The organism is Wolbachia endosymbiont of Drosophila simulans wHa (assembly GCF_000376605.1).
GTDB classification, from domain to species: domain Bacteria; phylum Pseudomonadota; class Alphaproteobacteria; order Rickettsiales; family Anaplasmataceae; genus Wolbachia; species Wolbachia pipientis.
Window position 1 is genome coordinate 168,580 of record NC_021089.1, and the last position, 25,536, is coordinate 194,115.

A 25,536-nucleotide genomic window follows, 5' to 3' on the forward strand; every position below is an offset into this window, starting at 1 on the left:
TGAAGTTTTGTAAAGACATACAGTATCTATATACTGCAAAAAATTGAACATAAGACGCCGATACATTAAGTAATCCTTACCTTTTAATCTGCAGATTGGCGAAAGCAAATACAATAGCTTCATTATCATGATAAGGGCGCTGGCGAAGGGTGTCAAGTAAGTTTTTCGTTTCTATAGCTACTACCACGATTGTATAGGTAATTCTTCACTTATAATAATGATTCAAGCCTTCAGCTCCTCAAATACCTCACTTGCTCTATTTAAAACAGAATCAGGAAAACCAGCAAGTTTTGCTACATGTATTCCATATGACTCATCTGCAATGCCTTCAATTACTTCATGTAGAAAGATAACCTCTCCGTTCCACTCTCTTATTTTTACACAAAAACATTTCACGTTCTTCAAGTATTTGCTTACTTTAGTTAATTCATGATAATGAGTTGCAAAAATGGCGCGGCACTTATTTACATTGTGAATATGTTCAATCACCGCCTGTGCAATAGATAATCCATCATACACCCCTGTGCCCCTACCAATTTCATCAAGTATCACCAAGGAACGGTCCGTTGCCTGATTTACTATCGTTGCTGTTTCGATCATCTCTACCATGAAGGTAGAATAACCAGCTGTTATATTATCCGTTGCGCCAACCCTGCTGAATATCTTGTCAATCACTCCAATATGTACACTCTCTGCTGGCACAAATGACCCCATGTGAGCTAAAATTGCAATGAGAGCGTTTTGCCTCAAGAAAGTGCTTTTTCCAGCCATATTAGGACCAGTAATTAGATGTATACCAGCTACATTGATGCTATTTGCAATGAATTTATCGTTAACTTCAACCACTGGATGTCTTCCGCTACAGATATTGAACTCTTTGCTGTCATCAATAATGGGTTTTACGTAATTATTTTGCACTGCAAGCTCTGCAAACGCGGTTCTAATATCAAGTTTTGCCAAAGCATTTGCAGCAAGAGCAATTTTTTCAGACTCTTTAGCAACTTCACTACACAGTTCACTAAAAATTTTCATTTCTAAGCCGATTGCAGCATCACGTGCCGTAAGAATTTTATTTTCTAGTTCTTTCAATTCATTAGTAGTGTAGCGCATGCTATTTGCTAAGCTTTGCCTATGAATAAATATATCCGAAGTTATTTTGTGATTTGCTGATACTTCAACGTAATAACCGAGTATATTGTTGTGCAATATTTTGAGTGCGGCAATGCCAGTTAGGTCGCGATAAGATTCACGGAGCTTAGTTACCAACTTGTTACTGTTGTTCAATATATAAGATAACTCAGATAATTCTGAGTTGTATTTTGGGTAGATAAACCCTCCCTCTTTCACGGAACTGAGATTATTATCAAGTATAGCACTATTTAGCAGTTCAAATAGGTCTTTATGATTACCAAGGCTCTTATGTATTGTGCTGAGTTCACTCTCGTCACTACTTATCACCTGAGTAGTAGACACTGGTTCCTTTTCTCCGGTCAAGCACTGGAATGACATCTGAGAGTTAATTTCTGATTTTTCACTTAAACAATAATTATGCAAGGTAGACAGAAACTCAGACAACTCTAAAGTCTTTCCTAGGCCTATTTTCAATAGGTTCATATCCTTTGGTGAACCACGCCCTAGTATTAAGCGCGATAAAGACCTCTCAATATCTGGAATGTTAGATAATATCTCTCGTATTTTTCTGCGTGGCTCATGATTATTTACAAAAAATTGAGCGGTGCTGAGCCTCAAATTGATTGCCTTGGAGCAAGCAAGGGGTGAAGCGAGCATTTGTTTGAGCAGGCGTCCACCAGAAGCTGTAACTGTATGATCAATAACTGAAATTAGTGAACCTTTCTTTTCACCAAATTGAGTTGAAAACAACTCAAGATTTCTCCTTGCTGAAGCATCAATAAGCATGAAATTTTGTTGCTTATAGGTTTTTGGGAATTCAAGCCTTGGAATGGAGCCCCTTTGCGTTACTCTGACATATTCAAGCAGTGCACCACACGCCATGATTTCTACTTTGCTGAAATTTCCTATACTCCCAAGTTCCCTGATTTTATAAAACTCGCATAACGTTCTGTGAGATTTACTATACTCAAAAAAACTCTGTGCGTGTTGCGTAATTGATATTTTATAATTTTTTAAAATCGATCTAATTTTTTCATCCTCAGTGAATTTTTCAGAAATTAATAATTCTCTTGGTGATATACGCAATAAATCACTATCTAGAGCTTTCAAACTCGTTAAAGTGTGAAAAAATTTTCCCGTCGATAATTCAAGCCAACTAATAGCATATTCGTCATTTTGTTCAACTATGGACGCGAGATAATTATTGCTTTTATCCTCCAGTAGTGAATCTTCTATAATTGTACCTGGAGTTACAACTCGCACTACATCACGTTTTACTATGGATTTATAGCCCCTCTTTTTTGCTTCATCAGCAGTTTCTAATTGGTCACAGATTGCTACTTTGAATCCTAAATCTATTAGCTTGTGTAGGTAAGATTCACTACTGTGTGCTGGCACTCCACACATTGGTATTTCTTGCCCACACGAATTACCTCTCTTAGTGAGCACTATATTCAGCAATTTCGCAGCTTTAATAGCATCATCGAAAAACAATTCATAAAAATCTCCTAGCCTATAAAATAGCAGATGATCTTTGTATTGAGCTTTCAGGTTCAAATACTGCTCCATCACAGGGGTGTTTTTTTCTTTTACGAAGCTCATAATATTTTTTAATATATTGTATTGATAAACGTTATTATAGATTATATTGCACATGTGGATAACATAAATTTTAAATAGGTGTATAGAGGGAAAAATTTAAAACAATTAAATTTCTTGGATCCAAGTAGTCAGGACACTTGGATGACATAAAGAGTAGGAGTATTTGATGACAAAAAAACAAAAAACGCAGTTGTCATTCCAGCGCGTGACGCTGGAATCCAGCTTCTATGCAACCTCATCAAAAACATTCATTTAGTGTAAGATCAGCTACTTTCCATGCTAGTTTACAAGCAAACTTTTCTGGATCCCAGTGTCAAGCACTGGGATGACATCATAGGGGCGCTGGGATGACACCCTCCTTGTGTGTATTATAGCTAAAGTGACTTACGACAATTTGAAAAACGACACATTCGTCATTCCGCTACCAGTTAGCGGAATCTATACCGCGAATGAATCGCGGTATGACGTGTTGCTTGGGTCAGCTATATGTAAGTTGTGGCCCTTCTTTATTATTTTTATTAGCGGCAGTTGTATCATCAACAGATATTTCAGAGCTAACAGTGCTAATAGTTTTTTCTATCGCTTTAGCCTGTTCATAGTCTTGACTCAAAAAATACATGGCCAGTCCAATAGCTATACTAGCAACAAGAGAAGATGCTATCATTACACCTAGTATCATACCATCAGAAAGACTTACTGCAACACACACACCAGCTCCAAGTACAACACCAAGAAAACCACCAATTATTACGCCAGGCACCAAACTGCCTACCATAGCGCTTTCTTTTTTCGTATTAGCTTGTTTTTTCATACTTTTAATAAGCACTTCTTTTGTTTCTCCTTGAGCTAAATCTAAAGGAATTTTATTATCCGCGTTTTGTATCAAAGGATTTGCACTATATGTAACAAGAAGGGTGATTATTTCTTCAGTTTTATTACCTATAACTGCATGATGTAGTAATGTATTTCCCTCTTCATCTTTAAAGTTTATATGAGTACGAAATTCTTCATCTAGATTTCTTATTGGGTTGTTTTTTGCATATATCCCAGATTGTATTGCTCTATCTAAGCATTGTATCACTTGTTCTAGTGATTGCTCGCCAGGATTTTGTATAAAATGAAGCAGAATTTCGTGTACTATCGCTTCCTTTGTAGTTTTTGGGCATCGTAAAGCGTAATTAAATGTCTGTGTAGTAATAACTTCTTCTTTTCTTTTTTTAAGAACAACCCTTAAATCTTCAATCGCCTTTTCACCATCTTTTATTCCAAGAATTATTGAATCCAAATTATTTATCATGCTATCCTCCTTGGTTTGATTGCATTGCTCATTAATAAATAATATAATAAATCCTGCTAAAAGTCAAGCAATTAATTAATAAGTTAATATAATCCTCCAAAAGGAGCTCCTTACTTTTTGTTCAGCATGTCCATTGGATCAGACTCTTTAAGCTTGCTGTTTGCTGAATTTATTCATCACAATAGCTACAATGTGCTATCGAAGTTCTCTGTAATCTTAGTTGGTTCTTCTAGAATATTCAAAATATCAGTTGCACAATAAACCCGATCTCTCTTTCCTTGAGAAGTTTGTGAAACGATGCCTAAATCTTCAAGCTTTACGATTGCTCTTTGGGCTGTTGTAAATACGACACCTAAGTTTTCAACCACTTTCCTTATAGTAAAGTAAGGGTTTAAAGACTATTAACTAAATCATTGTCCCATTCAAATTTTGGTGGCAAGGGGCTTGGTATAAATGCCTGATAACCAGCGAATACTTTGCCTGATGGTGATCCTTTAATATACATTCATTCAACCTAGCACACTATTTTTATAGTATATATTATTTTCAAATAAAGTCAAAAATGAAAATAAGGCTTTATCTTATTTGCGTGCATGAAAATAAGAAACTCTCTTATTATTGATTTTGCTCAAAAACGAAAATAGAAGAAGCTGCTGAACTTTATATATCCTGTTTTTCTGGAGAACTGCTATAAAACTTCTGAGTGAAGTCACTTAATTTTTACACATCTATTGTAGAGTAAGAAGAACCGAATTTGAAACAAAAATGCTAACTGATGCTTGGACTTTACTGACACTTACACTACTTGAAACTATACTTAGTGTAGACAATTTAATCTTTATTTCTCTAGCAATAGATAAGGTACCAAATGCGCTGAGAGAAAGAGTGCGCCTTATGGGCCTTGGATTAGCACTATTAATGCGTTTTGTAATACTATTTTTTACATCATCTATATTGTCAATGCAAAAACCTATATTTCACACTGCATCAGCAAGGGATTTACTTATGATCGCAGGGGGATTATTCCTTATTGTTAAGAGCTCTATGGAGTTACGGGATGACATCTTTGTATGTAAGAAAAATAAAAAGAAAGCAAACGTTAAATCAAAATTTTTTTTAGTTGTGCTACAAATTATATTAATAGATTTAGTTTTTTCGGTTGATTCGATATTAACTGCTATAGCACTAACTTATAACATGGTAATAATTGCTACAGCATTTACATTTTCCATGCTAGCAATGCTGTTTTTATCAAGTTATACCGCCCAGTTAATCAAATCTAACCCAGGGTTAAAAATAATCGCCATTTTATTTATTTTACTTGTCGGTGTGTACCTCATACTTCATGGATTTCATATAGAATTACCAAAAGGATATTTGTATTCTTCATTTATGTTTGCACTGCTTGTGGAAATTATAAGCAAAATAAAGAAAATTAACCTTCATACCGCGATTCATTCGCGGTATCTCTAGATCCAGCTAACAAGCAGCGGGATCTTTTTGATTTACTCCCACTCAATAGTTGCGGGTGGTTTAGAAGTGATATCATAAACAACTCTATTTACTCCGGGAACATTATTAACAATTATACTGCCAACATTCTGTAAAAAATCCCAAAATACTAGCAAGTGTTGATCCTTATTTTCAAATGGAAATGCATCAGCTGTCATACCATCAGATGATGTTACAGCCCTTAAAGCACAAACATATCCATACGTACGACCATCTCCCATAACGCCTACAGTTTTTATTGGTAATAATACAGCAAAAGCTTGCCATATCTTATCATATAGATCGTAATTTTTCATCGTATTAATATATATTTCATCTACTTCTTGCAATATTTGCACCTTTTCTTTATCGACTTCACTTATAATCCTCACTGCAAGTCCGGGTCCAGGAAATGGATGTTGAAATATTATCTCGTCTGAAAGCCCAATTTCCTTTCCAAGTAGCCTTACCTCATCTTTAAAGAGGTAACGTAAAGGCTCCACTAACTTCAGATTCATCTTTTCTGGCAACCCACCAACATTATGGTGAGACTTAATTGTACTAGTGTTGTCTGAGGCATGCCCTGACTCAACTACATCAGAGTAGATGGTACCTTGCATCAAAAAATCCACATCACCTATTTTTTTTGCTTCTTCTTCAAACACTTCAATAAAAGTGTTACCGATAATTTTTCGTTTTTCTTCTGGATCAGTTATTCCCTTCAATCTACTCAAAAATAAATTTGATTTATCAACGTAGTTTATCGGAATCTCTTTCAACATAGCAATGGTCTGGTTCTTGCGTAACAACCCAGTATCGATAAAAATACAGTTTAATTGTTTTCCTATAGCTTTATATGTGAGAGCCGCTGCAACACTTGAATCAACCCCACCACTTACTGCAGCGATTACTTTTTTCTCTCCTACTACATTTTTGATTTTTTCCTTTTGCTCCTCAATAAACGACTTCATTGTCCAGTCTCTTTCGCAATTTGCAATATCCAAGAAGTTAGAGAGCAATTTACTGCCATTTGTTGTGGGCCTCACTTCAGGATGGAATTGAGTACAGTAAATCTTTCGCTGTTCGTTAACAATCATTGCAATTGTTTGATTTATCACACCTGATGCGATAACAGTAAATCCCTGTGGTATAGTATCAACACTGTCCGCATGGTTCATTAATACATCCACTTCAGAATTAACATCCCAGTTATCCTTTACAATGGGGGATTCTTTTAGTATCTTGATTTTAGTTCTACCAAACTCCTGTTTGAAACTCTCTTTTACTTTTGCTCCAAAATAATGACAAATGAGTTGCTGTCCATAGCATATTCCAAGTATAGGAACGCTTGTTGCCTCATTAAGTTTTATAATTTCATGTACTACTCTACTTGTTTCAGAACAATCATCATTTACAGATTGTGGTCCTCCAGAGAGAATAAACCCATTGAATTTTGATATTGTTTCAAAACTGATGTTGCTTGGAAATATCTCACAATAAACGCCCATTCCTCTTACTTGTCTTGCGATAAGCTGTGTAAACTGTGAACCAAAATCAATAATGGCAATTGCTGACAATTTGCTCCTCCATATTATTTAAAATGATATCTGATAATAAAGAAAATAATGGAGTAAGTAAACCAAGACCTGTTTAAAAGCTTTAACGCGTGGTACAAGTTAGCTATATAGCTAATTTTCCTACACCATACCGCTGCGGCGCTAACTAGTAGCGGAATGACAGCAATCTACGTCATACCGCCGCAGTATCTCAGCCGCTAACAAGCAGCGGGATGACGAGGTATAAACTTTATCGTCATGCCACCGCGAACCGTCATACCGCGATTCATTCGCGGTATCTCGGCAATAGATCCCGCTAACAAGTAGCGGGATGACGATTGTCGTTTAGCCATAAATGTTTAAGAAATTTACCAAATCAAAAAAAAGGCAAAAGAAGCCCCGTGGTTGGCTAATTACTTACATTATACTTTCAAGTATGGCGTTTTTTTATTCTAAACACTTAATAACCGCGATTCAGTTGCTTTTAAACCGCAACTAATCTAAATTATAAACGTTAAGAAATTTACTAAACAGAAAAAAAGGCAAAAGAAACCCTAGGGTAGCTAGTTATTCACTATCCATTTTTTAAGTTGGCGTTTTTTTATGTTTTAAACGCTTTATAAGCGCGTTTCAGCTTATGTAGGTAGAAGTTTGATAAAGACATAAGGTGCACATAGTGCAAAAAATTAAACATGAGACGCCAGATACGTGAGTTTTTTTGTCATTTAATCTGTACAGAGAAGATAAATAAATAGCTTCAATTTTATGATAAGAGGGCTGGCGGAGTTTGTCAAGAAAGTTTTTTCGTTTCTATTCCCAATAAAAGTGCGTTATATGGTTATGCAAGAAGTCTATTTACCCATTTGCTTAACTTTCTCTCTACTTTTTTGAGTAAGGCCGCTATTGGCATGACAGACATTCATCGTAGTCAATATCTGTTTTTTGTTGCAATATTTCACTTTTTTTGAATATGTCATGCGAGACCTTATCGGCTCTCTGCATTGATTGTGATCTGCAGTAATATAAGCTCTTCAATCCTTTTTTCCAAGCAAGCATGTGTATTTTGTGCAAGTAACGTTTATGTACGTTGGCAGGTAAGAACAGATTTACTGATTGAGATTGACAAATATACGAAGTTCTATCACTTGCATGTTCTATAATCCATCTTTGGTCAAGCTCGTACGCTGTTTTAAATGTCAATTTTTCATGCTCACTAAGAAAATCTAAATGCTGAACGGAACCCTCGTTTGTTGAAATTGAAGACCATATTTTATCATTGTCTTGATTTTTTTCTGCTAATAGTTTTTGCAAGAATTTATTTCGCACTACAAATGAGCCTGTAAGTGTCTTTTGTATGAATACGTTTGCTGCATATGGTTCTATTCCAGGAGAGGTATTACCTGCAATAATGGAGATCGAAGCAGTAGGAGCAATAGCGAGTTTGTGTGTAAACCTTTCCATTAGATCAACTTCTTTGGCATCAGAACATGCTCCCTTTTCTTCTGCTAATTTTTTAGAAACTATATCTGCTTGCTCGCGTAAATACTTAAATATTTTTTTATTCCATTGTTGTGCTGTTACTGATTCAAAAGGAACCATTTTGCTTTGTAAAAATGAGTGAAAGCCCATCACACCAAGACCAATACTGCGTTCTCTGGCTGCAGAATATTTTGCTCGCTGCATTTCATTCGGTGCTTTATTTATGAAATCTTCCAATACATTATCAAGAAAGCGCATTATATCTTCTATGAAGAGTTTATTGTCTTTCCATTCTTCGTAGTACTCAAGGTTTACGGATGATAGACAACACACAGCAGTGCGTGACTTATTCAGGTGATCATAACCTGTGGTTAAAGTTATTTCACTGCATAGATTTGACATCTTGATGTCTAAGTTGAGCTTTTTGTAAGATTCTGGCTTATTGTTATTTGTTGCATCAAGGAAAATAATGTAAGGTTCTCCAGTTTCAACTCTTGCTGTTAATATTTTGATCCATATATCCCGCGCTTTTACAGTTGAAATAACCTTATTGTTGTGAGGGCTTATTAAATTCCATTCTTGATCATTCTCAACAGCCTGCATAAATTTATCTGTTACTATTACAGCATGATGTATATTTAACGCTTTGCGATTTGGGTCACCGCCTGTTGGCTTGCGTAAATCTAGAAACTCTTCTATCTCCGGATGAGATACAGGAAGGTAGACTGCTGAACTTCCTCGCCTTAGGGATCCCTGACTAATTGCAAGCGTTAGAGCATTTTGCACTACAATAAATGGAACAATTCCTGATGTTTTGCCGCTACCCTTTACGCTTTCGCCTATTGAGCGTAAATTTCCCCAATAACTACCTATGCCTCCTCCACTTGCAGCAAGCCAAACATTTTCATTCCATAGATCAACTATTCCCTGCAAGCTGTCTTCGGTTTCATTAAGAAAGCAAGAGATAGGTAACCCTCTCTTAGTGCCACCATTGCTGAGTATTGGTGTTGAAGGCATGAACCACAAGTTGCTCATGTAGTCATAAAGACGCTGCGCATGTTCTTTATTATCAGAATAGTAATTAGCAATACGTGCAAAGAGGTCTTGATAACTTTCATTTTCTATTAAATACCTGTCTGATAGAACTGCTTTTCCAAAGTCGGTTAATTTGCTGTCCTTTGCGTAATTAATGGTAATGTTATTCATAAAGTTCCTTTTATTCTTTTATTATATATAGATACTTAAAAGTCATTTTGAGCGATTTTTAAGTTAGGTTTTTCGGATTTTCTTGTTGATGCTGTAATGCAAACAAGATACCGTCAACCTGACTGCCATATATTTTACAGTAACTCATATAACTTATTTGCATATTTATTTCTTTTGCAACATGTTGAACATAACTTTCTGAGTGACGAAAATAGTCTCCTTTATTTACAAAGTCAATACCTTCACCTTCCTTTCTTCTTATTAAACATACAATAACCCCTTTTTTGCTCGTAGATCTTTTTGCTAATTCCAATTCTTCTTGAAAGTCATGTAGATAATGTAGCACTTCAGCAAAGATAATTACATCATACTGCTGGTTTTTCTCTTGTTTAAGAAACTCTTTCATTTCCATATGTATTAATTCATTGTAAACAGGCTTACCTTTTATAAAGCATCCTCTTGCGATATTTAGCATTCTACTTGAAATGTCAATTCCTATTATATGGTTTCCAATACTATTTATTTTCAAGAAATGACCACATATTCCAGTTCCACAACCAAGGTCGAGTATATTGAGCTCAGAAGTGGAGTTGTTGAAGATTTTTGTAATTATCATGTGTACAAGTTCATGCCCTCTATATTGTTTGGCAATCAACCAATGCTCAACAAAATATTCACCTGTGTAATCAAAATATTGTCTTATGAGGTTTTTTGGCAATTCTGTAATAGGCGCTGAGTTTGTCATTTTTTTTATATAGTAAGACGCCTCCTCGTGGTCATTATCTAATTTTAGTGCCCTTGTTAAATAATTATAAGCTTTGTTAGTATTCCCTACCGCAAAATGACACCTTCCGATGTTATACCAGACTATAGGTAAATGGGGGTAAAATATGCTAATTAACCAAAATCGTAACTTTGCATCTGATATGCTACCTTTATAAAAGTGATATAAACCGATTTCAATGTTGGTGTTTAACAGGTTCTTAGATTTTTTAAGAAGCACTGTCATTTCTTTATGAAGAGTATTATATTTATTCACAATGAAGTGTTTTACTTTCTTAATATTTAATACGCCAATGAGCTTAGACATACAATTTAAAGCAACGTTTTTTATAAAAGAGAGATTACTTTTCATACGTTAGAAATACTCCGAATGTTTATTATCATTTTTAGGCAATTGATTTTAACACATTTTATCTTACAAAATATCTTTTTTATTAATTTTTACTGTATATATAAGTTTACCACATATTTCTCAGATTATACTGTTTAGGATTGCTAGTATATTGTTGTTGATAATATAAGTAAATGTTTTGTGCAAAAAGGCGTTGACATATTATTTATTAGGTTATAACATATAAAAGATTAATTTAGTTTTTAGATGTTTGACAAGTTTTATGGTAGAGATTAATTTAATCTCAATTCAATTTTAATAATATTTAACTCTGCATATTCTGCATATAGTCGGATAAATAAATTATTAAGAGCACTTGATGGATGCCTTGGCGTTAAGAGGCGATGAAGGACGTGGCAGGCTGCGATAAGCTGTGGGGAATTGTCAACAAATTTTGATCCGCAGATTTCCGAATGGGGAAACCCAACTAGTTTAGCTAGTTATTACGTACTAAGTATGTAAAGCAAACTTGGTGAACTGAAATATCTAAGTAGCCAAAGGAAAAGAAATCAACCGAGATTCTGTTAGTAGTGACGAGCGAAAGCGGAAAAGGCTAGTGATTTAAGAATAAGAATTAGAATACTCTGGAAATAGTAACCATAGAAGGTGATAGTCCTGTATAAGTAGAAAGTTTTTAAATCCTTGAGTAGAGCGGGGCACGTGAAATCCTGTTTGAATATGGGGGGACCATCCTCCAAGCCTAAATACTCCTTAACGACCGATAGTGAACAAGTACCGTGAGGGAAAGGTGAAAAGAACCCCGGGAGGGGAGTGAAATAGAATCTGAAATCAAGTGCTTACAAACAGTTGGAGCTCTATATCAATTTATTGATATTTAGAGTGACAGCGTACCTTTTGCATAATGGGTCAGCGAGTTAATCTATGAAGCAAGCTTAAGCCGTTAGGTGTAGGCGTAGCGAAAGCAAGTCTGAATAGGGCGTTTTAGTTTTATGGATTAGACCCGAAACCAAGTGATCTAGTCATGACCAGATTGAAGGTGTGGTAAAACACACTGGAGGATCGAACCAGTTAATGTTGCAACATTATTGGATGAGTTGTGATTAGGGGTGAAAGGCCAATCAAACTTGGAAATAGCTGGTTCTCCGCGAAATCTATTTAGGTAGAGCGTTGTATGTATGTTGTTGGGGGTAGAGCACTGGATAGACTAGGGGGATTCACCGTCTTACCAAATCTAACTAAACTCCGAATACCAACAATTAATTATATAGCAGGCACACTACGGGTGCTAAGTCCGTGGTGAAGAGGGAAACAACCCAGATCACTATCTAAGGTCCCAAAATTACAGCTAAGTGGGGAAGGAAGTAGAAAAACCATTACAGCTAGGAGGTTGGCTTGGAAGCAGCCATCCTTTAAAGAAAGCGTAACAGCTCACTTGTCTAAATAAGTTTTTCTGCGCTGAAAATGTACCGGGGCTAAAGCTGTATACCGAAGATGTGAGTGCTTATTGATTTCGATCAATAGGCGCGGTAGCGGAGCGTTCCGTAAGTCTGTGAAGGTGGTTTGTGAAAACTGCTGGAGATATCGGAAGTGAGAATGCTGACATAAGTAGCGTAAAAGAGTGTGAAAAACACTCTCACCAAAAATCTAAGGGTTCCTACGTTAAGTTAATCTGCGTAGGGTTAGTCGGTTCCTAAGGCGAGTCCGTAAAGGAGTAGTCGATGGCAATTAGGTTAATATTCCTAAACCTCTTAAGTGTGACGGGTTTCGTATTTGTATAGATCTTATTGGATTGATCTATGCTTAAAAGAAGCTCCAGGAAATAGCACTTATATTTATGAGGCCGTACCGCAAACCGACACTGGTGGATGAGTAGAGTATACTAAGGTGTTGAAAGAATGATGTTGAAGGAACTCGGCAAATTATACCTGTAACTTCGGAAGAAGGGTAACCTGCTTTTAGGCAACTATGAGTAGGTGGCACAAAATAGGGAGTAGCGACTGTTTACTAAAAACACAGGACTCTGCAAACACGTAAGTGGAAGTATAGAGTCTGACGCCTGCCCGGTGCTGGAAGGTTAATAGGAAGGGTGCAAGCTCCGAATTGAAGCCCCAGTAAACGGCGGCCGTAACACTGACGGTCCTAAGGTAGCGAAATTCCTTGTCGGGTAAGTTCCGACCCGCACGAATGGCGTAACGATTTCTCCACTGTCTCCAACATCACTTCAGCGAAATTGAATTCCCCGTGCAGATGCGGGGTACCCGCGGTTAGACGAAGAGACCCCGTGCACCTTTACTATAGCTTTACATTGCTATTAAAACTGTGATGTGCAGGATAGGTGGGAGACTTTGAAGTTATGGCGCTAGCTATAATGGAGTCAACCTTGAGATACCACTCTTTACACTTTTGATATCTAACTATGTTTCATTATCTGGAACTAGGACATTGTATGGTGGGTAGTTTGACTGGGGCGGTCGCCTCCTAAAAAGTAACGGAGGCGTGCGAAGGTAAGCTAGAGCTGGTCGGAAATCAGCTTGATAGTATAATGGCATAAGCTTGCCTGACTGCGAGGCTGACAAGCCAAGCAGAGACGAAAGTCGGTCATAGTGATCCGGTGATTCTGTATGGAAGGGTCATCGCTCAACGGATAAAAGGTACGCCGGGGATAACAGGCTGATGGTGTTCGAGCGTTCATAGCGACGACACCGTTTGGCACCTCGATGTCGACTCATCACATCCTGGGGCTGAAGAAGGTCCCAAGGGTTCGGCTGTTCGCCGATTAAAGTGATACGTGAGTTGGGTTTAGAACGTCGTGAGACAGTTCGGTTTCTATCTGCCGTGGGTGAAGGAAATTTGAGAAGGTCTGACTCTAGTACGAGAGGACCGAGATGGATATACCTCTGGTGTACCAGCTGTTATGCCAATAGCATCGCTGGGTGGCTATGTATAGATGGGATAATTGCTGAAAGCATATAAGCAAGAAACCCTCTTCAAAAAGATTTCCCAATTAAGGTCGTGGAAGACTACCACGTTGATAGGCTAGGTGTGGAAGCATGGTAACATGTGAAGCTAACTAGTACTAATAGCCTGATTGATTTATTTGCTTTCTATATGTGTGTATGCAGTGTTAAATATTAAGTTAAAATTGTTAAGTTAGAAATTTTTATTGACTTGGTGGCTATAGCAAAAATGAACCACCCGATCTCATCTCGAACTCGGAAGTGAAACTTTTTAGCGCTGATGGTACTTGAAAAGGGAGAGTAGGTCGCCGCCAAGTTTATAAAAATTTCTTTGTTAATTAGACAGTAGGTATACTTATATTTTAACTTTCTTGTTTTGTTACTATTCTTTAAGTTTTTACTTTAACTATGATATCTTTTTTTTCTTATATGTTCTTGGTCATTTTCTACATTATTTAGCATTGTTCCTACTTCCCCTAATTGATTCCCTTTTGAAGGAGAATTACTGATTTCTGGTAATATTACATTACCTCCCACTTTTTTAAATAATTCTTCTTGTTGGCGAAATGCTGACCTCTAATCTGTTCCTGTTCCTTTAGGAAGAAATAAGAATTGATACATCTGACCAAAGCCTGTGTTATTTACCTCTTTTATATGCTCTACCATTCATCACACCCATTAACTATTTTTAAAAATTTTACCTATATTATCATAAAAAATATAGTTGTAAATACCTTAATTGAGATTTTTTTTATTTTATCTTTTTTAAGCAAATAGTTAGATCTTTTTGTAAATTTTTATAACTTGCTTGCATAATGTTTCTATGAGTTAGTATTATGTAGTAGTGCCCTATATTACTTATATTTAAAATGCTAATTTTAGCAAGCATTCGTAGTTGCCTTTTTATTTTATTTCTTTTTGCTGCTTTTCCGGTTTTTTTACTGATAGCCAGACCTACTCTAATAGTATGAATGTACTTTTCAGGTTCTCTTTCTTTTATAGCGTACAGTGATATATAAAGCCCACGATAAAAAAGACTGTTGAGTGCTAACTTATTTTTGAAAGCAGAAGAAAAATCTTTTTTTTTATACTTACTATGCGCATAATTTGTTACACCCTAATGAACGGCGCCTATTAAGGATTTTTCTTCCAGCTCTTGTTGCCATACGTGAACGAAATCCGTGTCTGCGCTTTCTTATCAAATTTTTTGGTTGAAATGTTCTCTTCATTGTTTTTATATTAATATAATTATTTATTTTAAATTGTTTTACTTTATTGTCAAATAATGGTGAACTTGTATGACATTTTCGTAGAATAAAATTTGATGCATGGAAGAATGAATTCGGTGATAGTCATACCTGTCTTACTAATCCTTTTATTTTGTTTTAGTAGGTTTCAAGAAGTAAATAAGGTTAAATCTTATCTATATCTTAGTTGTGTATGGATGCTAACTTGGTTGTTAGTATTCTATAATAATTGTTTTGTAACTTTTATTTCTATAGCGTTACTTTTTTTCATGCTTGCTTTTATCTTTAAAAATAAAAGAAATAAGATAATAAAACTTTCGTTATTTGTGGCTTTGGCCATATCATTTTTTATCACTTTATTTATAATGCTGTCTATTTTTATTCAATCCATTAGTTTTTTTAATAAAGTAGCTATTTCAGAATTCTTGTTTTGCTTGAAATGGGGCCACAATGTAGTCACTATCAATGAAGAGAAGATAGGATGTTTTGGTATAGCGCCGCTTTTAGTTGGTACATTACTTATAACTATTATAGCAATGTTAGTTGTCGTTCCGCTTGGTTTATTTTCTGCAATATATATTAGTGAATATGCGAGTGAGAAAGTGCGTTATATTGTTAATACAACTTTGCAAGTTTTGTCTGCTATTCCTACGGTTGTATATGGATATTTCGCGGTTGTGTTTTTGTCTTTCTTTATAAAGCAGGTAGCAAATTTTTTTGGTTTAAGTATACACTCAGAAAGTGCCTTAGTTGCCGGTTTATCGATTGGGATAATGATTCTTCCTTTTATTATTTCTTTACTCGAAGATGCCATAAGATCTGTTCCAAAAAGCTTGCGTTATGGCTTCATGGCACTTGGTGCAACTCCAGCGGAAACTATATGGCATATAACAATACCTTATGCAATGCCTACAATTTTAAGTGCAATTTTATTGTCAATTTCAAGAGTGATAGGTGAAACAATGATTGTGCTAATGGCTGTGGGAATCAACGCAAATTTGACTTTTAACCCTCTTAATTCAGTTACTACCATTACCGTGCAGATCGCTACATTACTTACCGGAGATCAGGATTTCAATAGTGTACAAACTCTTGTTGCTTATGCGCTTAGTTTAGTATTGTTTATTATTACTTGGCTATTAAATGCATTTGCATTGTTTGTAATGAAGCGTAACTAGTAAGCGTTTTAATGTTGCAAAATTTCTATTAATAATATAAAATTTATTTTCTTTAGAAGTTCTTTTATGGAATTATAGTGTTAGGTGATAAAAATAAAGAGATGAATATAGGTAGAGCGATTAAGGTAACTCAAGCAGTTGTTGATATAAAATTTGAAGGTGAATTGCCTAAAATATTTAATGCTTTAAAAAGCAAACTAAAATATAAGGATAAGGAGCTGGTTTTAGAAGTTTCGCAGCATATAGGTGACAATATAGTTCGTTGTATTGCTATGGATAGCACAGATGGCATGTCAAGGGGGGATGAATTTGTTGATACAGGTGCACCAATATCGGTGCCAATTGGGCGTTCAACTTTAGGAAGGATTTTTAATGTTGTTGGAGAGCTTATAGATGAGTGTGGTCCACTGAAGGGAAAGTATAACTTAGAGCCTATACACAGAGCACCTCCAAGTTTTACTGAACAGAGAATACAGGAAGAAGTTTTAGTTACGGGAATAAAAGTTATAGATCTTCTTGCACCTTATCTTAAAGGAGGAAAAATTGGCTTATTTGGTGGAGCCGGTGTTGGTAAAACAGTCCTAATAATGGAATTAATTAATAATATAGCAAAAGCTCATAAAGGATTTTCTGTGTTTGCCGGGGTAGGGGAGAGAACGCGTGAAGGTAACGATCTTTATCACGAGATGATCACTTCAAATGTAATAAATATAAATGAGCATGAAAAATCTCAAGCTGTTTTGGTTTATGGTCAGATGAATGAGCCTCCTGGAGCAAGGGCTAGAATTGCTTTAACAGCACTTACTATGGCAGAGTATTTTCGTGACCGTGAAAACCAAGATGTTCTATTTTTTGTGGATAATATCTTTAGATTTACACAAGCTGGTTCTGAAATTTCTGCTTTACTTGGAAGAATACCGTCAGCTGTTGGTTATCAGCCAACCCTTGCAACTGATATGGGTGCAATGCAAGAAAGAATAGCTTCAACAACTTCTGGCTCTATTACTTCTGTGCAAGCTATATATGTTCCTGCGGACGATTTAACTGATCCAGCCCCAGCAACTACATTCTCTCACCTTGATGCAACCACAGTGTTGTCAAGGCAAATAGCTGAAATGGGAATATACCCTGCTGTTGATCCACTTGATTCAACTTCTCAGTCTTTATCTGCTGAAATCATTGGTGAAGAACATTATAATGTAGCTTCTGAGGTGAAACGTATATTGCAAACTTATAAATCACTGCAAGATATTATCGCAATACTTGGTATGGATGAGCTATCTGATGAAGATAAAATTATTGTTGATAGGGCTCGTAAGATTCAGAAATTTCTTTCTCAACCTTTTCACGTTGCAGAAATATTTACTGGCATGCCTGGTAAATTTGTTTCACTTTCTGATACTGTTTCCAGTTTTAAAGGGATTGTTGAAGGCAAATATGATCACTTACCAGAGGCTGCTTTTTATATGGTGGGGAATATAGATGAAGCAATAAAAAAGGCTGAATTAATACAAGCTGAAGCTAAATAAAAGTTAAAGATTATGAATACTTTTAAAGTGCAATTTTTCTCTCCTGATGATCAAATTTCATTCAGTGGAGTGGTTTCTCTTTCAGTAACTGGGCTCGAAGGGGAGCTTATGATTTTAGCTCACCATGCTCCTTACTTAATTTATTTATTGCCTGGTATGATTACTGTTAAAATGAGTAACCAAATAGAAAAGAAGGTTGTAATTGATAGTGGCGTATTAGAAGTTGCAAATAATAATTGTAGCATTATAACAAGTCAAATTCAGGTTTTTGATCGTGCAATTCATGATGAGAAATCGTTTAAAAATAAGAGAATTAGTATATATTTAAGTTATCTTGATGAGAAGTTTCTTTCTTAGTTATTTTAGGCAAAAAGTCAATTATCATTCAAGTGGCTATAAGATTTTTGCTCAGGGGGCTCTTTTTTGTCATCCCAGAAACCCCTGGGTGTCATCCCAGTGTCGGAGTACTTTAGGTGTATGATCCCAGAGTGTGATGGTATGGGACCATACACCTAATCAAATAAAAATTAAAGAAGGAGAGTTGGTTGTAACGGTTGGAGATAACGACTTTGTTTTACCTGGAATTTACGTTGGATAAACTACAAAAAATAACAGGTAAAAATCAACGTAAATTTAAGATAAATCGATTTTATTAGTATTATCAAATCAAAATCTGTTTTTAATTAATCAATAATACTTTTTTACATATTTTCATCCCCTTTCATGGATTTTTTAATTTTATAGATGATATCTAATATTATTAGAAGCATTGTAAAATATCTTATGAGAAAAGTTATAAAATATATTAGCATTATTGGTATTGCATGTTTAGTATTGTTATTTTTTATATCTAATGTGGAAACACGCGTAAAAACACAGGAAGAACAATTATTCCTAGCTGTAGAAGATGGTAATGCACAAGAAGTAAAACTATTACTCAAAAATGGTGCAGACCCAAATTGACCTTACCCAGAAAAAGTAGAGAGAAAGTTAAGACGTTTTTATCATGAGAATAAATTGTGCAGGAATGCAATAGTTAATAGTAGAATGTCTACGTTATTTGTTATAAAAGATTTCTATGTATTCAAATATGGCAGTTCTGGTTTGTTGAGCGAGAAGTATCAATAAGCAGCTCCCTTTTAAGTGAACTTTTCTGCAACAGAGTTATCGTAACAACAGCCCTTATGGCTCATGCTGGAAATGATGTTTTTTGTATTCAATAGAAATTGGTAATTTTGAGAGGTATACTGTGACCCTTGATCGCTATGTAACAGCAGATTTTTATCGGGTTTGCGTTTATCAACGGCCATCAATAAAGAATCTATAACTAATTATCATGTTACTCATTAACCACCATGCGTGAATATAGGTCAATTATTGCCGCCAACAACCTTCTTTAGTTTTTATGTAGGTAATCCCAAACTTTATTTGGCTGATCAGTAGTAAAATTTTGATCCAATGTGTTCGGAGCCACAACTCGGTTGCTTATTTGCTGTTTTTTATTTTTGAACCTTCGTCTAAGCTTGGTTTTAATGCCATTTTCTTGCATAACACTTTGTACTGTTTTAATTTTTGCCTAAAGCTTTTAATTCAGCGTGAATTTTAGGGGCTCCATATCTGCATTTAGAATGCTTGATGTATTTTTTGAATATCTGCTAGAAGCCCTTCTTTTGCTAATTCTTTACTGCTTTTTTCCTTAGCAACCAATACCACCAGTACAAAACCCTACATAGTTCCTGTGTTTTATAGCAATTTCTATATAAAAGAATACTTTACTCTTTTTCTTTGCCCAGGGCTTTTTTTAAGATGTCTCTTTCTCTTATTAGCTCTTTTTTTAGATCAAATCTTTCTTTGTCATAAGGAGCCTTTGCCTGGAAATGCGTATGCTCCAGACATTTTTCCATCATATTTTCTTACTTAACATACTGCCATCTATACCTAGATCTTTTGCTATTTTTGTACTTGCTTGACCTGTTTCTTTAACCAGCTTAACAGCTTCTAATTTGAATTCTGCTGTATATTCTCTTCTATTTGTCATATTTTGAAAAAACGTTTTATTTTACTCCAAAAACGTCTTAACTTTCTCTCTACTTTTTCTGGGTAAGGTCAATTTACCGCCGCGGCGCTAACTAGTAGCGGGATGACGGGTTACCAAATTGTAGAAGTTGCTTTAGCTATAAATTCAAGTTTTATCAATGTCTTGTGTTGTTACCCAAATAATGGTTGTGCAAGCGCTTAATTTTTTGATCAAAAAGGAACAAGTTTAGTAAAAAATAATGATATTATTAGTGGAACATAAAACAGTCCCACTGCAGTACTGATTAGAAGCAACAGAGTAGCTTTATCTGGTTGATAATTCAAAATATTAGCAAGTATTATACTGGACCCAGAAACTGGAATAATAGCCAGCAACATCAGTGCTTTATATATGCTCTCATCGTATATACCTATAACATGCTTGTCTAAAAGGACAATTCCTAAAACAAACAGTGGCCAGAATACGTACTTTGCTGTAATAGTGATCAAAGCAAGCTTCCAATCTATTTTAAAGCTTGCAATATTCGCAATGCTCACTCCAAGTAGCACCATTCCTAATGTGACAAATGTACTTCTAATGTTCATCATAACATCTGTTAAAAAAGTAGGTATTTGTATATCGTATATACTTAAAAAGAAGCCCAGAACCATCGCATAAAGCGAAGGAAGTTTGAACAACTTTAATATGCATTCTTTTGCGGTATAAATACCATTTGCAGCTATGTAAAATCCTAAGCTGTTTTCAAATAGCGCCATTCCTATATAACAAACAACATATACAGATACTGAATCTTCATCAAATAAAGCCATGGCAATCGGCAGGCCAAAATAACCCATACTTGTGCTGCCCGAACTAAATGCTAATATGTTTCTCGTGTTATCCTTAAATAAAAAAGAAGAAAGATAATACACTGATAAGGACATAGTGCTACCTATAAACCATATCAAAATCGGCAGAGAAATTACTTTTAAATTAACTTCTGTATGAGAAACTCCATATAAAATCACTATTGGATTAGCTATATAAAAGAGTATTTGAGATATAGTTTTTCTATCAATTTTAAGACATTTTCCTGCTAAATAACCAATAAATATCGTAATATAAATAGGTAATATTTTTAGGAAAAGAGTAAAGAACATACTAGCCTATTGTGATACTTTTGACTGATAAAGTTATATTAGATCTTAAGGTATTGTAAAAGTAAACAAAATTTATTTTCCAATTTATCCAGCTCATAGTTAATTAAAAAAGATTCACTTGGTGCCAAAATTCGTTTTTACATAGGACTTAAGAATGACATTTTTATGATAAAATTATGTTAAGTTTCTATAAAGCTTCTTGCATATTTTTGAATAATGACATATTTACTAAAAATTAAACTGCTTGTAGTAATTTAGACGGACTGTTGAAAAAGTAAGAGGAAATAAGTAAAGTTAGGACAGAGAGTAAGAGCTTTAACATAGTTGTCATATTTTTCTTTAATTAACCCTAGTGTCCAATTTATCCACCATTCCTTCACATGAGGTGTTTCTAACCATTTTAATAACAGTAAAAAATGTTTTCTTTCAACGCTTTAAATGTGATATTTTTATTCATTAATTAAAAATCTCAAATGTTACTACCATTTCTGTTAATCCTGTCTCTCATTGCCAAGTTCATTGAAATTGACATTTCCGTACCTAGTTTTCCTGATATGGTGCACTATTTTAACGTACCGGAAGGCATAATTCAATTAACTATTGCTTATAATTTCCTAGGCTTTTGCATAGGAGGGTTGTTTTTTGGTCCATTGTCTGAATGCTATGGCAGAAGGAGAATTATGATCATAGGTAACACTTTGTTATTAATCGGCGCTGTTGGTTGTGTTTTTGCACCGTCGATTTTTTGGCTTTTAATCTCTCGCTTTGTTCAGGGCATTGGTGTTAGCACATCTGTAGTTGTGTTTGCAATCGTTGCAGACAGCTACAAAGGCGACGAAGCGGTGAAATTTATTGGAATCATGAATTCTGTTCTTACAGTTGTCATGGCAATTGCGCCAGTGTTAGGCAGTTTCATCAATGAAATTGTAGGATGGCGTGGTAATTATGCAACTGTTGCAATACTTTGTTTGATCTCTTGGGTTTTGCTGCTTTTAGCGTTACCAGAAACAAAAAAGAACCGCGATATTTTCAGTTTAAAAAAAACGATGAAAGATTACAGAAAACTACTATCTAATCCGAGGTTTGTTACGTTGTCTTTGATGTCAAGCCTCTTTTCTGCTGCGTATATGTCATTCATTACTTGTGGACCTTTTCTGTATATGAAGACTTTTGGTTTATCTAGCACTATTTATGCACTACATCAAGGTGCAATAGTTGGGTGCTTCTCACTCATCAGTCTATTTGCTGGCAAAATCTTGCAGAAACTTGGAGCAATAAAGTGTGTAATTTCTGGTACGAGCGTGGGTGCTATTGGGTCTCTATTGCTTGTAATATTCAGTATAATTGTACCCCACTCTTTCTACTTAGTAACACTGTCTATGATTATTTTTTCTATCGGTTGTGCAATTTTCCAGCCAGTGATTTTTAATGCATCAATAAATGTTTTCCCTGAAATTAAAGGCACAGCTTCTTCTGCAGTCTCGTTCATTAGAGCTTTTATCATGGCTATTTTTATCGGCTTAACAAGCTACATTTACAATGGTCAAACAATTAGTGTAGCTGTTCTTGTTTTATCCGCGATAGTACTAGAACTTGTTTTTACTGTCTATCTATTGCGTTTAAAAGATCCTATGTAATTAATAAAGATATTCCATTGTAGGCTGCTAACTTTCCCCTGCCAATCTTTCTGCTTCATTACGTGAGATTAATGCCTCAATAAATTCATCTAGTTCGCCTTCTTTTATAATCTGCTCTAGCCGATGTGAAGTTAGATTAATTCTGTGGTCTGTTATTCTTGATTGTGGGAAATTATATGTTCTTATGCGCTCGGAACGATCACCAGAGCCAATCTGACTTTTCCTCATTGTTGACCTTTCCATTTCTTTTTTTTGTCTTTCAATTTCGTATAGCCTTGCCCTCAATACTTTGAGCGCTTTAGCTTTATTTTTATGCTGCGATTTTTCATCTTGCTGTATCACAACTATCCCTGTTGGCAAGTGGGTGACCCTTACTGCGCTGTCAGTTGTATTCACTGATTGCCCTCCAGGACCACTGGATCTATAAACATCTATTCGTAAGTCTTTTTCTTCTATTTTAAAGTCAACTTCTTCTACTTCAGGTAATATCGCAACAGTAGCGGCAGAGGTATGCAACCTTCCTGAGGATTCAGTTTCTGGCACTCTCTGTACTCTGTGCACCCCTGATTCAAATTTCAACCTTGCAAAAACTTCTGTTCCATTAATGAGTGCAGAAGCTTCCTTATAGCCACCTATACCTGTATTAGAAATGCTTATTGGCTCGAACTTCCAATTTCTTCTTTCTGCATATTTTTGATACATACGAAATAACATTGCTGCAAATAATGCTGCTTCTTCTCCGCCTGTACCTGCTCTAATTTCTAATATTGCATTTCTTGAGTCATCTTCATCTTTGGGCAGTAATGCTAACTTTAATTTTGCTTTTATTTTTGGTAATAATACCTTCTGCTTTTCGAAAAATTCTTCTTTTGCTAACTCTTTTATATCACCTTCGCTGTTTTCATCTTTCATTATTTCTTCTAAGTCTGAAATTTCCTCTTTCAGCGTGTTATATTCATCAATTATCTTGATTATTGGCCTGAGCTCAGAGTATTCCTTTGAAAGGGTAATGAATTCTTTTTGACTTAAATTGGTAGGATTTTCCAAATTCCTCTCTATATCATTAAATTTTTTCTTTAAGTCTTGTAAATTATTTTCCATATCCATATAGCACAGATCTAGCTAAGTAGTATATACTGAAATAAAAAATTTCTTATATCAAGCAATAACACTATAATATACCTACTACCTTCTAGTTGAATATAATGGCAAAACAGATAACATCAAACTGCAATTTCATATTTGGAGCTTCGGACATAAAAACATTACCAGATGAATCGGCTCCAGAGATTGCGTTTGCTGGTAGATCAAATGTAGGAAAATCCAGTCTGATTAACTTACTGATAAACAGCAAAAAAGCTGCCAGAGTTTCCTCTAAACCTGGATGCACTAGACAAATAAATTTTTACTCTATGTACAATGATAAGTTCAGGCTTGTTGACCTGCCAGGGTATGGTTATTCTCATGCAGGTAAGGAGGAAATTATACAATATTTAAACTTAATTGAGTATTATCTAATTCAAAGAAGAAATCTAAGAAGAGTGTTTGTGTTGATAGATAGCAAGGTAGGATTAAAAGAAATAGACAAAGACTTCATTTATTGGTTAATATATAATAACATTAACTTTAACATTGTGCTAACAAAAATAGATAAAGTAAGTCAAAAAAGCTTAGGTGCTGTTATAGAAGATATTCAAAAATGGATTAATAATGAGAATGTGTCAATTCATCAAATGAGCATCCGTGTTAAGCATAAAATAACCAAGGTAAGAGATGAGTTTTTCAAGTTTACAAGATAAAAAAATGAAGAGTAGCGAATTTTTAAAGGGTGAGGTATCATTTGAACAAAAAGCAGAAATATTACTTGAAGTGCTATCTAACATACCTAGCTTTGTAGGCGAGACTTTTGTCATTAAATGCGGTGGTACAATAATCTTAGATGAAACACTATTTAATACTTTTGTGCATAATGTTGTCTTGTTGAAGCAGCTTGGTATAAATCCGGTAATAATTCATGACGGAGAATATGAAATTAACTCGGTGTTAAAAATGCTGGGTATGGACAGTAAGTTTGTGAATGGTATCAGACTTACAGACAAAGACACTATGAAAATCATTGAAATGGCACTGTGTGGTTCAGTTAATAAAAAAATTGTTCAGTATATAAATTCTGCTGGTGGTTCAGCTATTGGATTATGTGGAAAAGATGGTAACTTAATTAAAGCCGAAAAAATAACCGCTACGCTTAGAGAAGATAGATCAAATAATATCGAAAAGATATTAGACATGGGGTTCATCGGTAGACCCACTGAAATCAATCCTGATATATTATTTTTTATTGAAGAATCAGATTTTATACCAGTTATTGCACCAATTGGTCATGGAAAAGATGGGGAAACATATCATATTGATGCCGATAGCACTGCAAGCGCAATCGCAATCGCAGTTTCTGCATCTAAAATGATAATCTTGAGTGACACAGATGAAGAAATAGATAAAATTGGTGGCAGGAAGATATCTGTTAAAAATTTAAATGCATCGATTGATTGTGGGAAAATTAAAGGGGAAAAATTTATTGAAAGGCTTATGGCATACGTTAAAATGGCGGAGGAATGTGCTGGAGTTGTTCACATAGTTGATGGTAGAATACCTAACATTATGCTTGATTTATTTACTGAGAGTAATGCAAGCATATCGATTGTGAGTGATTTATAGCTATACTGCTTACAACTACACGAATACCAAGAGGGTGTCATTCAAGTAGCTGACACTGGAATGACAGCAATCTACGTCATACCGCGATTCATTCGCGGTATCTCTAGATCCCGCTAACAAGTAGCGGGATGACGGTTGTCAGGGTGTCATCCCAGTGCCCAGACACTGGGATCCAGAAGACTTAATTTCAACCAAGTGG

18 protein-coding genes, 2 rRNA genes and 3 pseudogenes are annotated in these 25,536 nt (G+C 35.2%); 10 read left to right on the forward strand and 13 right to left on the reverse strand.

Going from position 1 to position 25,536, the window contains the following annotated elements:
- Positions 1 to 222 precede the first annotated feature (222 nt).
- The 3 genes from mutS to WHA_RS00840 form a co-directional block, all read right to left on the reverse strand.
- Positions 223 to 2,733 carry a DNA mismatch repair protein MutS gene (mutS, locus tag WHA_RS00830; RefSeq protein WP_041573500.1) on the reverse strand — a complete coding sequence of 837 codons (2,511 nt, stop codon included), beginning with the start codon at positions 2,731 to 2,733 and terminating at the stop codon, positions 223 to 225.
- Between the two features lie 478 nt (positions 2,734 to 3,211).
- Entirely contained in the window at positions 3,212 to 4,030 is an 819-nt protein-coding gene (locus WHA_RS00835; RefSeq protein ID WP_015588858.1) for an ankyrin repeat domain-containing protein, read from the reverse strand.
- A gap of 185 nt (positions 4,031 to 4,215) precedes the next feature.
- Complete coding sequence (locus tag WHA_RS00840) at positions 4,216 to 4,398, reverse strand: hypothetical protein (RefSeq protein WP_006279522.1); 183 nt, start codon at positions 4,396 to 4,398, stop codon at positions 4,216 to 4,218.
- A gap of 397 nt (positions 4,399 to 4,795) precedes the next feature.
- Between WHA_RS00840 and WHA_RS00845 the strand changes: the two genes are divergently transcribed.
- The gene (locus WHA_RS00845; RefSeq protein ID WP_015588859.1) at positions 4,796 to 5,503 is read left to right on the forward strand and encodes a TerC family protein; all 708 of its coding nucleotides are present in this window, start codon (positions 4,796 to 4,798) and stop codon (positions 5,501 to 5,503) included.
- A 32-nt stretch (positions 5,504 to 5,535) separates the two neighbouring features.
- Here the strand turns inward: WHA_RS00845 and guaA are convergent, their stop codons facing one another.
- The 3 genes from guaA to WHA_RS00860 form a co-directional block, all read right to left on the reverse strand.
- The gene (gene guaA / locus WHA_RS00850) at positions 5,536 to 7,098 is read right to left on the reverse strand and encodes a glutamine-hydrolyzing GMP synthase (RefSeq protein ID WP_015588860.1); all 1,563 of its coding nucleotides are present in this window, start codon (positions 7,096 to 7,098) and stop codon (positions 5,536 to 5,538) included.
- 879 nt (positions 7,099 to 7,977) lie between these two features.
- Entirely contained in the window at positions 7,978 to 9,762 is a 1,785-nt protein-coding gene (locus tag WHA_RS00855; protein WP_015588861.1) for a ribonucleoside-diphosphate reductase subunit alpha, read from the reverse strand.
- A gap of 58 nt (positions 9,763 to 9,820) precedes the next feature.
- Positions 9,821 to 10,897, reverse strand: coding sequence for a methyltransferase domain-containing protein (locus WHA_RS00860; protein ID WP_015588862.1), 1,077 nt, complete (start codon positions 10,895 to 10,897; stop codon positions 9,821 to 9,823).
- A 335-nt stretch (positions 10,898 to 11,232) separates the two neighbouring features.
- Between WHA_RS00860 and WHA_RS00865 the strand changes: the two genes are divergently transcribed.
- Both WHA_RS00865 and rrf read left to right on the forward strand, forming a co-directional pair.
- Positions 11,233 to 13,998, forward strand: a 23S ribosomal RNA gene (locus WHA_RS00865).
- Between the two features lie 66 nt (positions 13,999 to 14,064).
- Positions 14,065 to 14,171: ribosomal RNA gene (gene rrf, locus WHA_RS00870) — 5S ribosomal RNA — on the forward strand.
- A gap of 85 nt (positions 14,172 to 14,256) precedes the next feature.
- Here the strand turns inward: rrf and WHA_RS07200 are convergent.
- The 3 genes and pseudogenes from WHA_RS07200 to rpmH form a co-directional block, all read right to left on the reverse strand.
- Entirely contained in the window at positions 14,257 to 14,391 is a 135-nt protein-coding gene (locus tag WHA_RS07200) for a hypothetical protein (protein ID WP_255324784.1), read from the reverse strand.
- Between the two features lie 214 nt (positions 14,392 to 14,605).
- Positions 14,606 to 14,929, reverse strand: a pseudogene (rnpA, locus tag WHA_RS06985) (ribonuclease P protein component); the annotation flags it as partial.
- Positions 14,930 to 14,948: 19 nt separating this feature from the next.
- Complete coding sequence (gene rpmH, locus WHA_RS06200) at positions 14,949 to 15,083, reverse strand: 50S ribosomal protein L34 (protein WP_006279898.1); 135 nt, start codon at positions 15,081 to 15,083, stop codon at positions 14,949 to 14,951.
- A gap of 107 nt (positions 15,084 to 15,190) precedes the next feature.
- On the opposite strand from rpmH, the gene pstC reads away from it, so the two are divergent.
- The 4 genes from pstC to WHA_RS00895 all read left to right on the forward strand — a co-directional run bounded on the left by pstC (position 15,191) and on the right by WHA_RS00895 (position 18,771).
- Positions 15,191 to 16,279 carry a phosphate ABC transporter permease subunit PstC gene (gene pstC / locus WHA_RS00880; protein WP_041573560.1) on the forward strand — a complete coding sequence of 363 codons (1,089 nt, stop codon included), beginning with the start codon at positions 15,191 to 15,193 and terminating at the stop codon, positions 16,277 to 16,279.
- 101 nt (positions 16,280 to 16,380) lie between these two features.
- Positions 16,381 to 17,808, forward strand: a complete 1,428-nt coding sequence (atpD, locus tag WHA_RS00885) for a F0F1 ATP synthase subunit beta (protein WP_015588864.1) — start codon at positions 16,381 to 16,383, stop codon at positions 17,806 to 17,808.
- 12 nt (positions 17,809 to 17,820) lie between these two features.
- A complete protein-coding gene (locus tag WHA_RS00890) occupies positions 17,821 to 18,165 on the forward strand; it encodes a F0F1 ATP synthase subunit epsilon (protein WP_015588865.1) in 345 nt (114 codons plus the stop codon).
- A gap of 387 nt (positions 18,166 to 18,552) precedes the next feature.
- Entirely contained in the window at positions 18,553 to 18,771 is a 219-nt protein-coding gene (locus tag WHA_RS00895; RefSeq protein WP_010962434.1) for an ankyrin repeat domain-containing protein, read from the forward strand.
- Between the two features lie 93 nt (positions 18,772 to 18,864).
- Here WHA_RS00895 and WHA_RS07450 read toward each other — a convergent pair.
- From WHA_RS07450 to WHA_RS07455, 3 genes and pseudogenes are all read right to left on the reverse strand, one after another.
- Positions 18,865 to 19,846, reverse strand: a pseudogene (locus WHA_RS07450) (IS3 family transposase).
- A 209-nt stretch (positions 19,847 to 20,055) separates the two neighbouring features.
- Positions 20,056 to 20,985 (reverse strand): AEC family transporter, encoded by a 930-nt coding sequence (locus WHA_RS00905; RefSeq protein WP_015588866.1) that lies wholly within the window; start codon positions 20,983 to 20,985, stop codon positions 20,056 to 20,058.
- A gap of 314 nt (positions 20,986 to 21,299) precedes the next feature.
- Positions 21,300 to 21,442: pseudogene (locus tag WHA_RS07455) on the reverse strand (N-acetyltransferase); the annotation flags it as partial.
- A 16-nt stretch (positions 21,443 to 21,458) separates the two neighbouring features.
- Here WHA_RS07455 and WHA_RS00910 point away from each other — a divergent pair.
- Entirely contained in the window at positions 21,459 to 22,622 is a 1,164-nt protein-coding gene (locus WHA_RS00910; protein ID WP_010962461.1) for a multidrug effflux MFS transporter, read from the forward strand.
- Between the two features lie 27 nt (positions 22,623 to 22,649).
- Here WHA_RS00910 and prfA read toward each other — a convergent pair whose 3' ends face one another.
- Positions 22,650 to 23,729: a peptide chain release factor 1 gene (gene prfA, locus WHA_RS00915; RefSeq protein WP_015588867.1), complete on the reverse strand. Its 1,080-nt coding sequence runs from the start codon at positions 23,727 to 23,729 to the stop codon at positions 22,650 to 22,652.
- Positions 23,730 to 23,827: 98 nt separating this feature from the next.
- Here prfA and yihA point away from each other — a divergent pair, with 98 nt between their 5' ends.
- Both yihA and argB read left to right on the forward strand, forming a co-directional pair.
- Positions 23,828 to 24,421 carry a ribosome biogenesis GTP-binding protein YihA/YsxC gene (gene yihA / locus WHA_RS00920; protein WP_015588868.1) on the forward strand — a complete coding sequence of 198 codons (594 nt, stop codon included), beginning with the start codon at positions 23,828 to 23,830 and terminating at the stop codon, positions 24,419 to 24,421.
- Between the two features lie 4 nt (positions 24,422 to 24,425).
- The gene (argB, locus tag WHA_RS00925; RefSeq protein WP_015588869.1) at positions 24,426 to 25,337 is read left to right on the forward strand and encodes an acetylglutamate kinase; all 912 of its coding nucleotides are present in this window, start codon (positions 24,426 to 24,428) and stop codon (positions 25,335 to 25,337) included.
- Positions 25,338 to 25,536 lie beyond the last annotated feature (199 nt).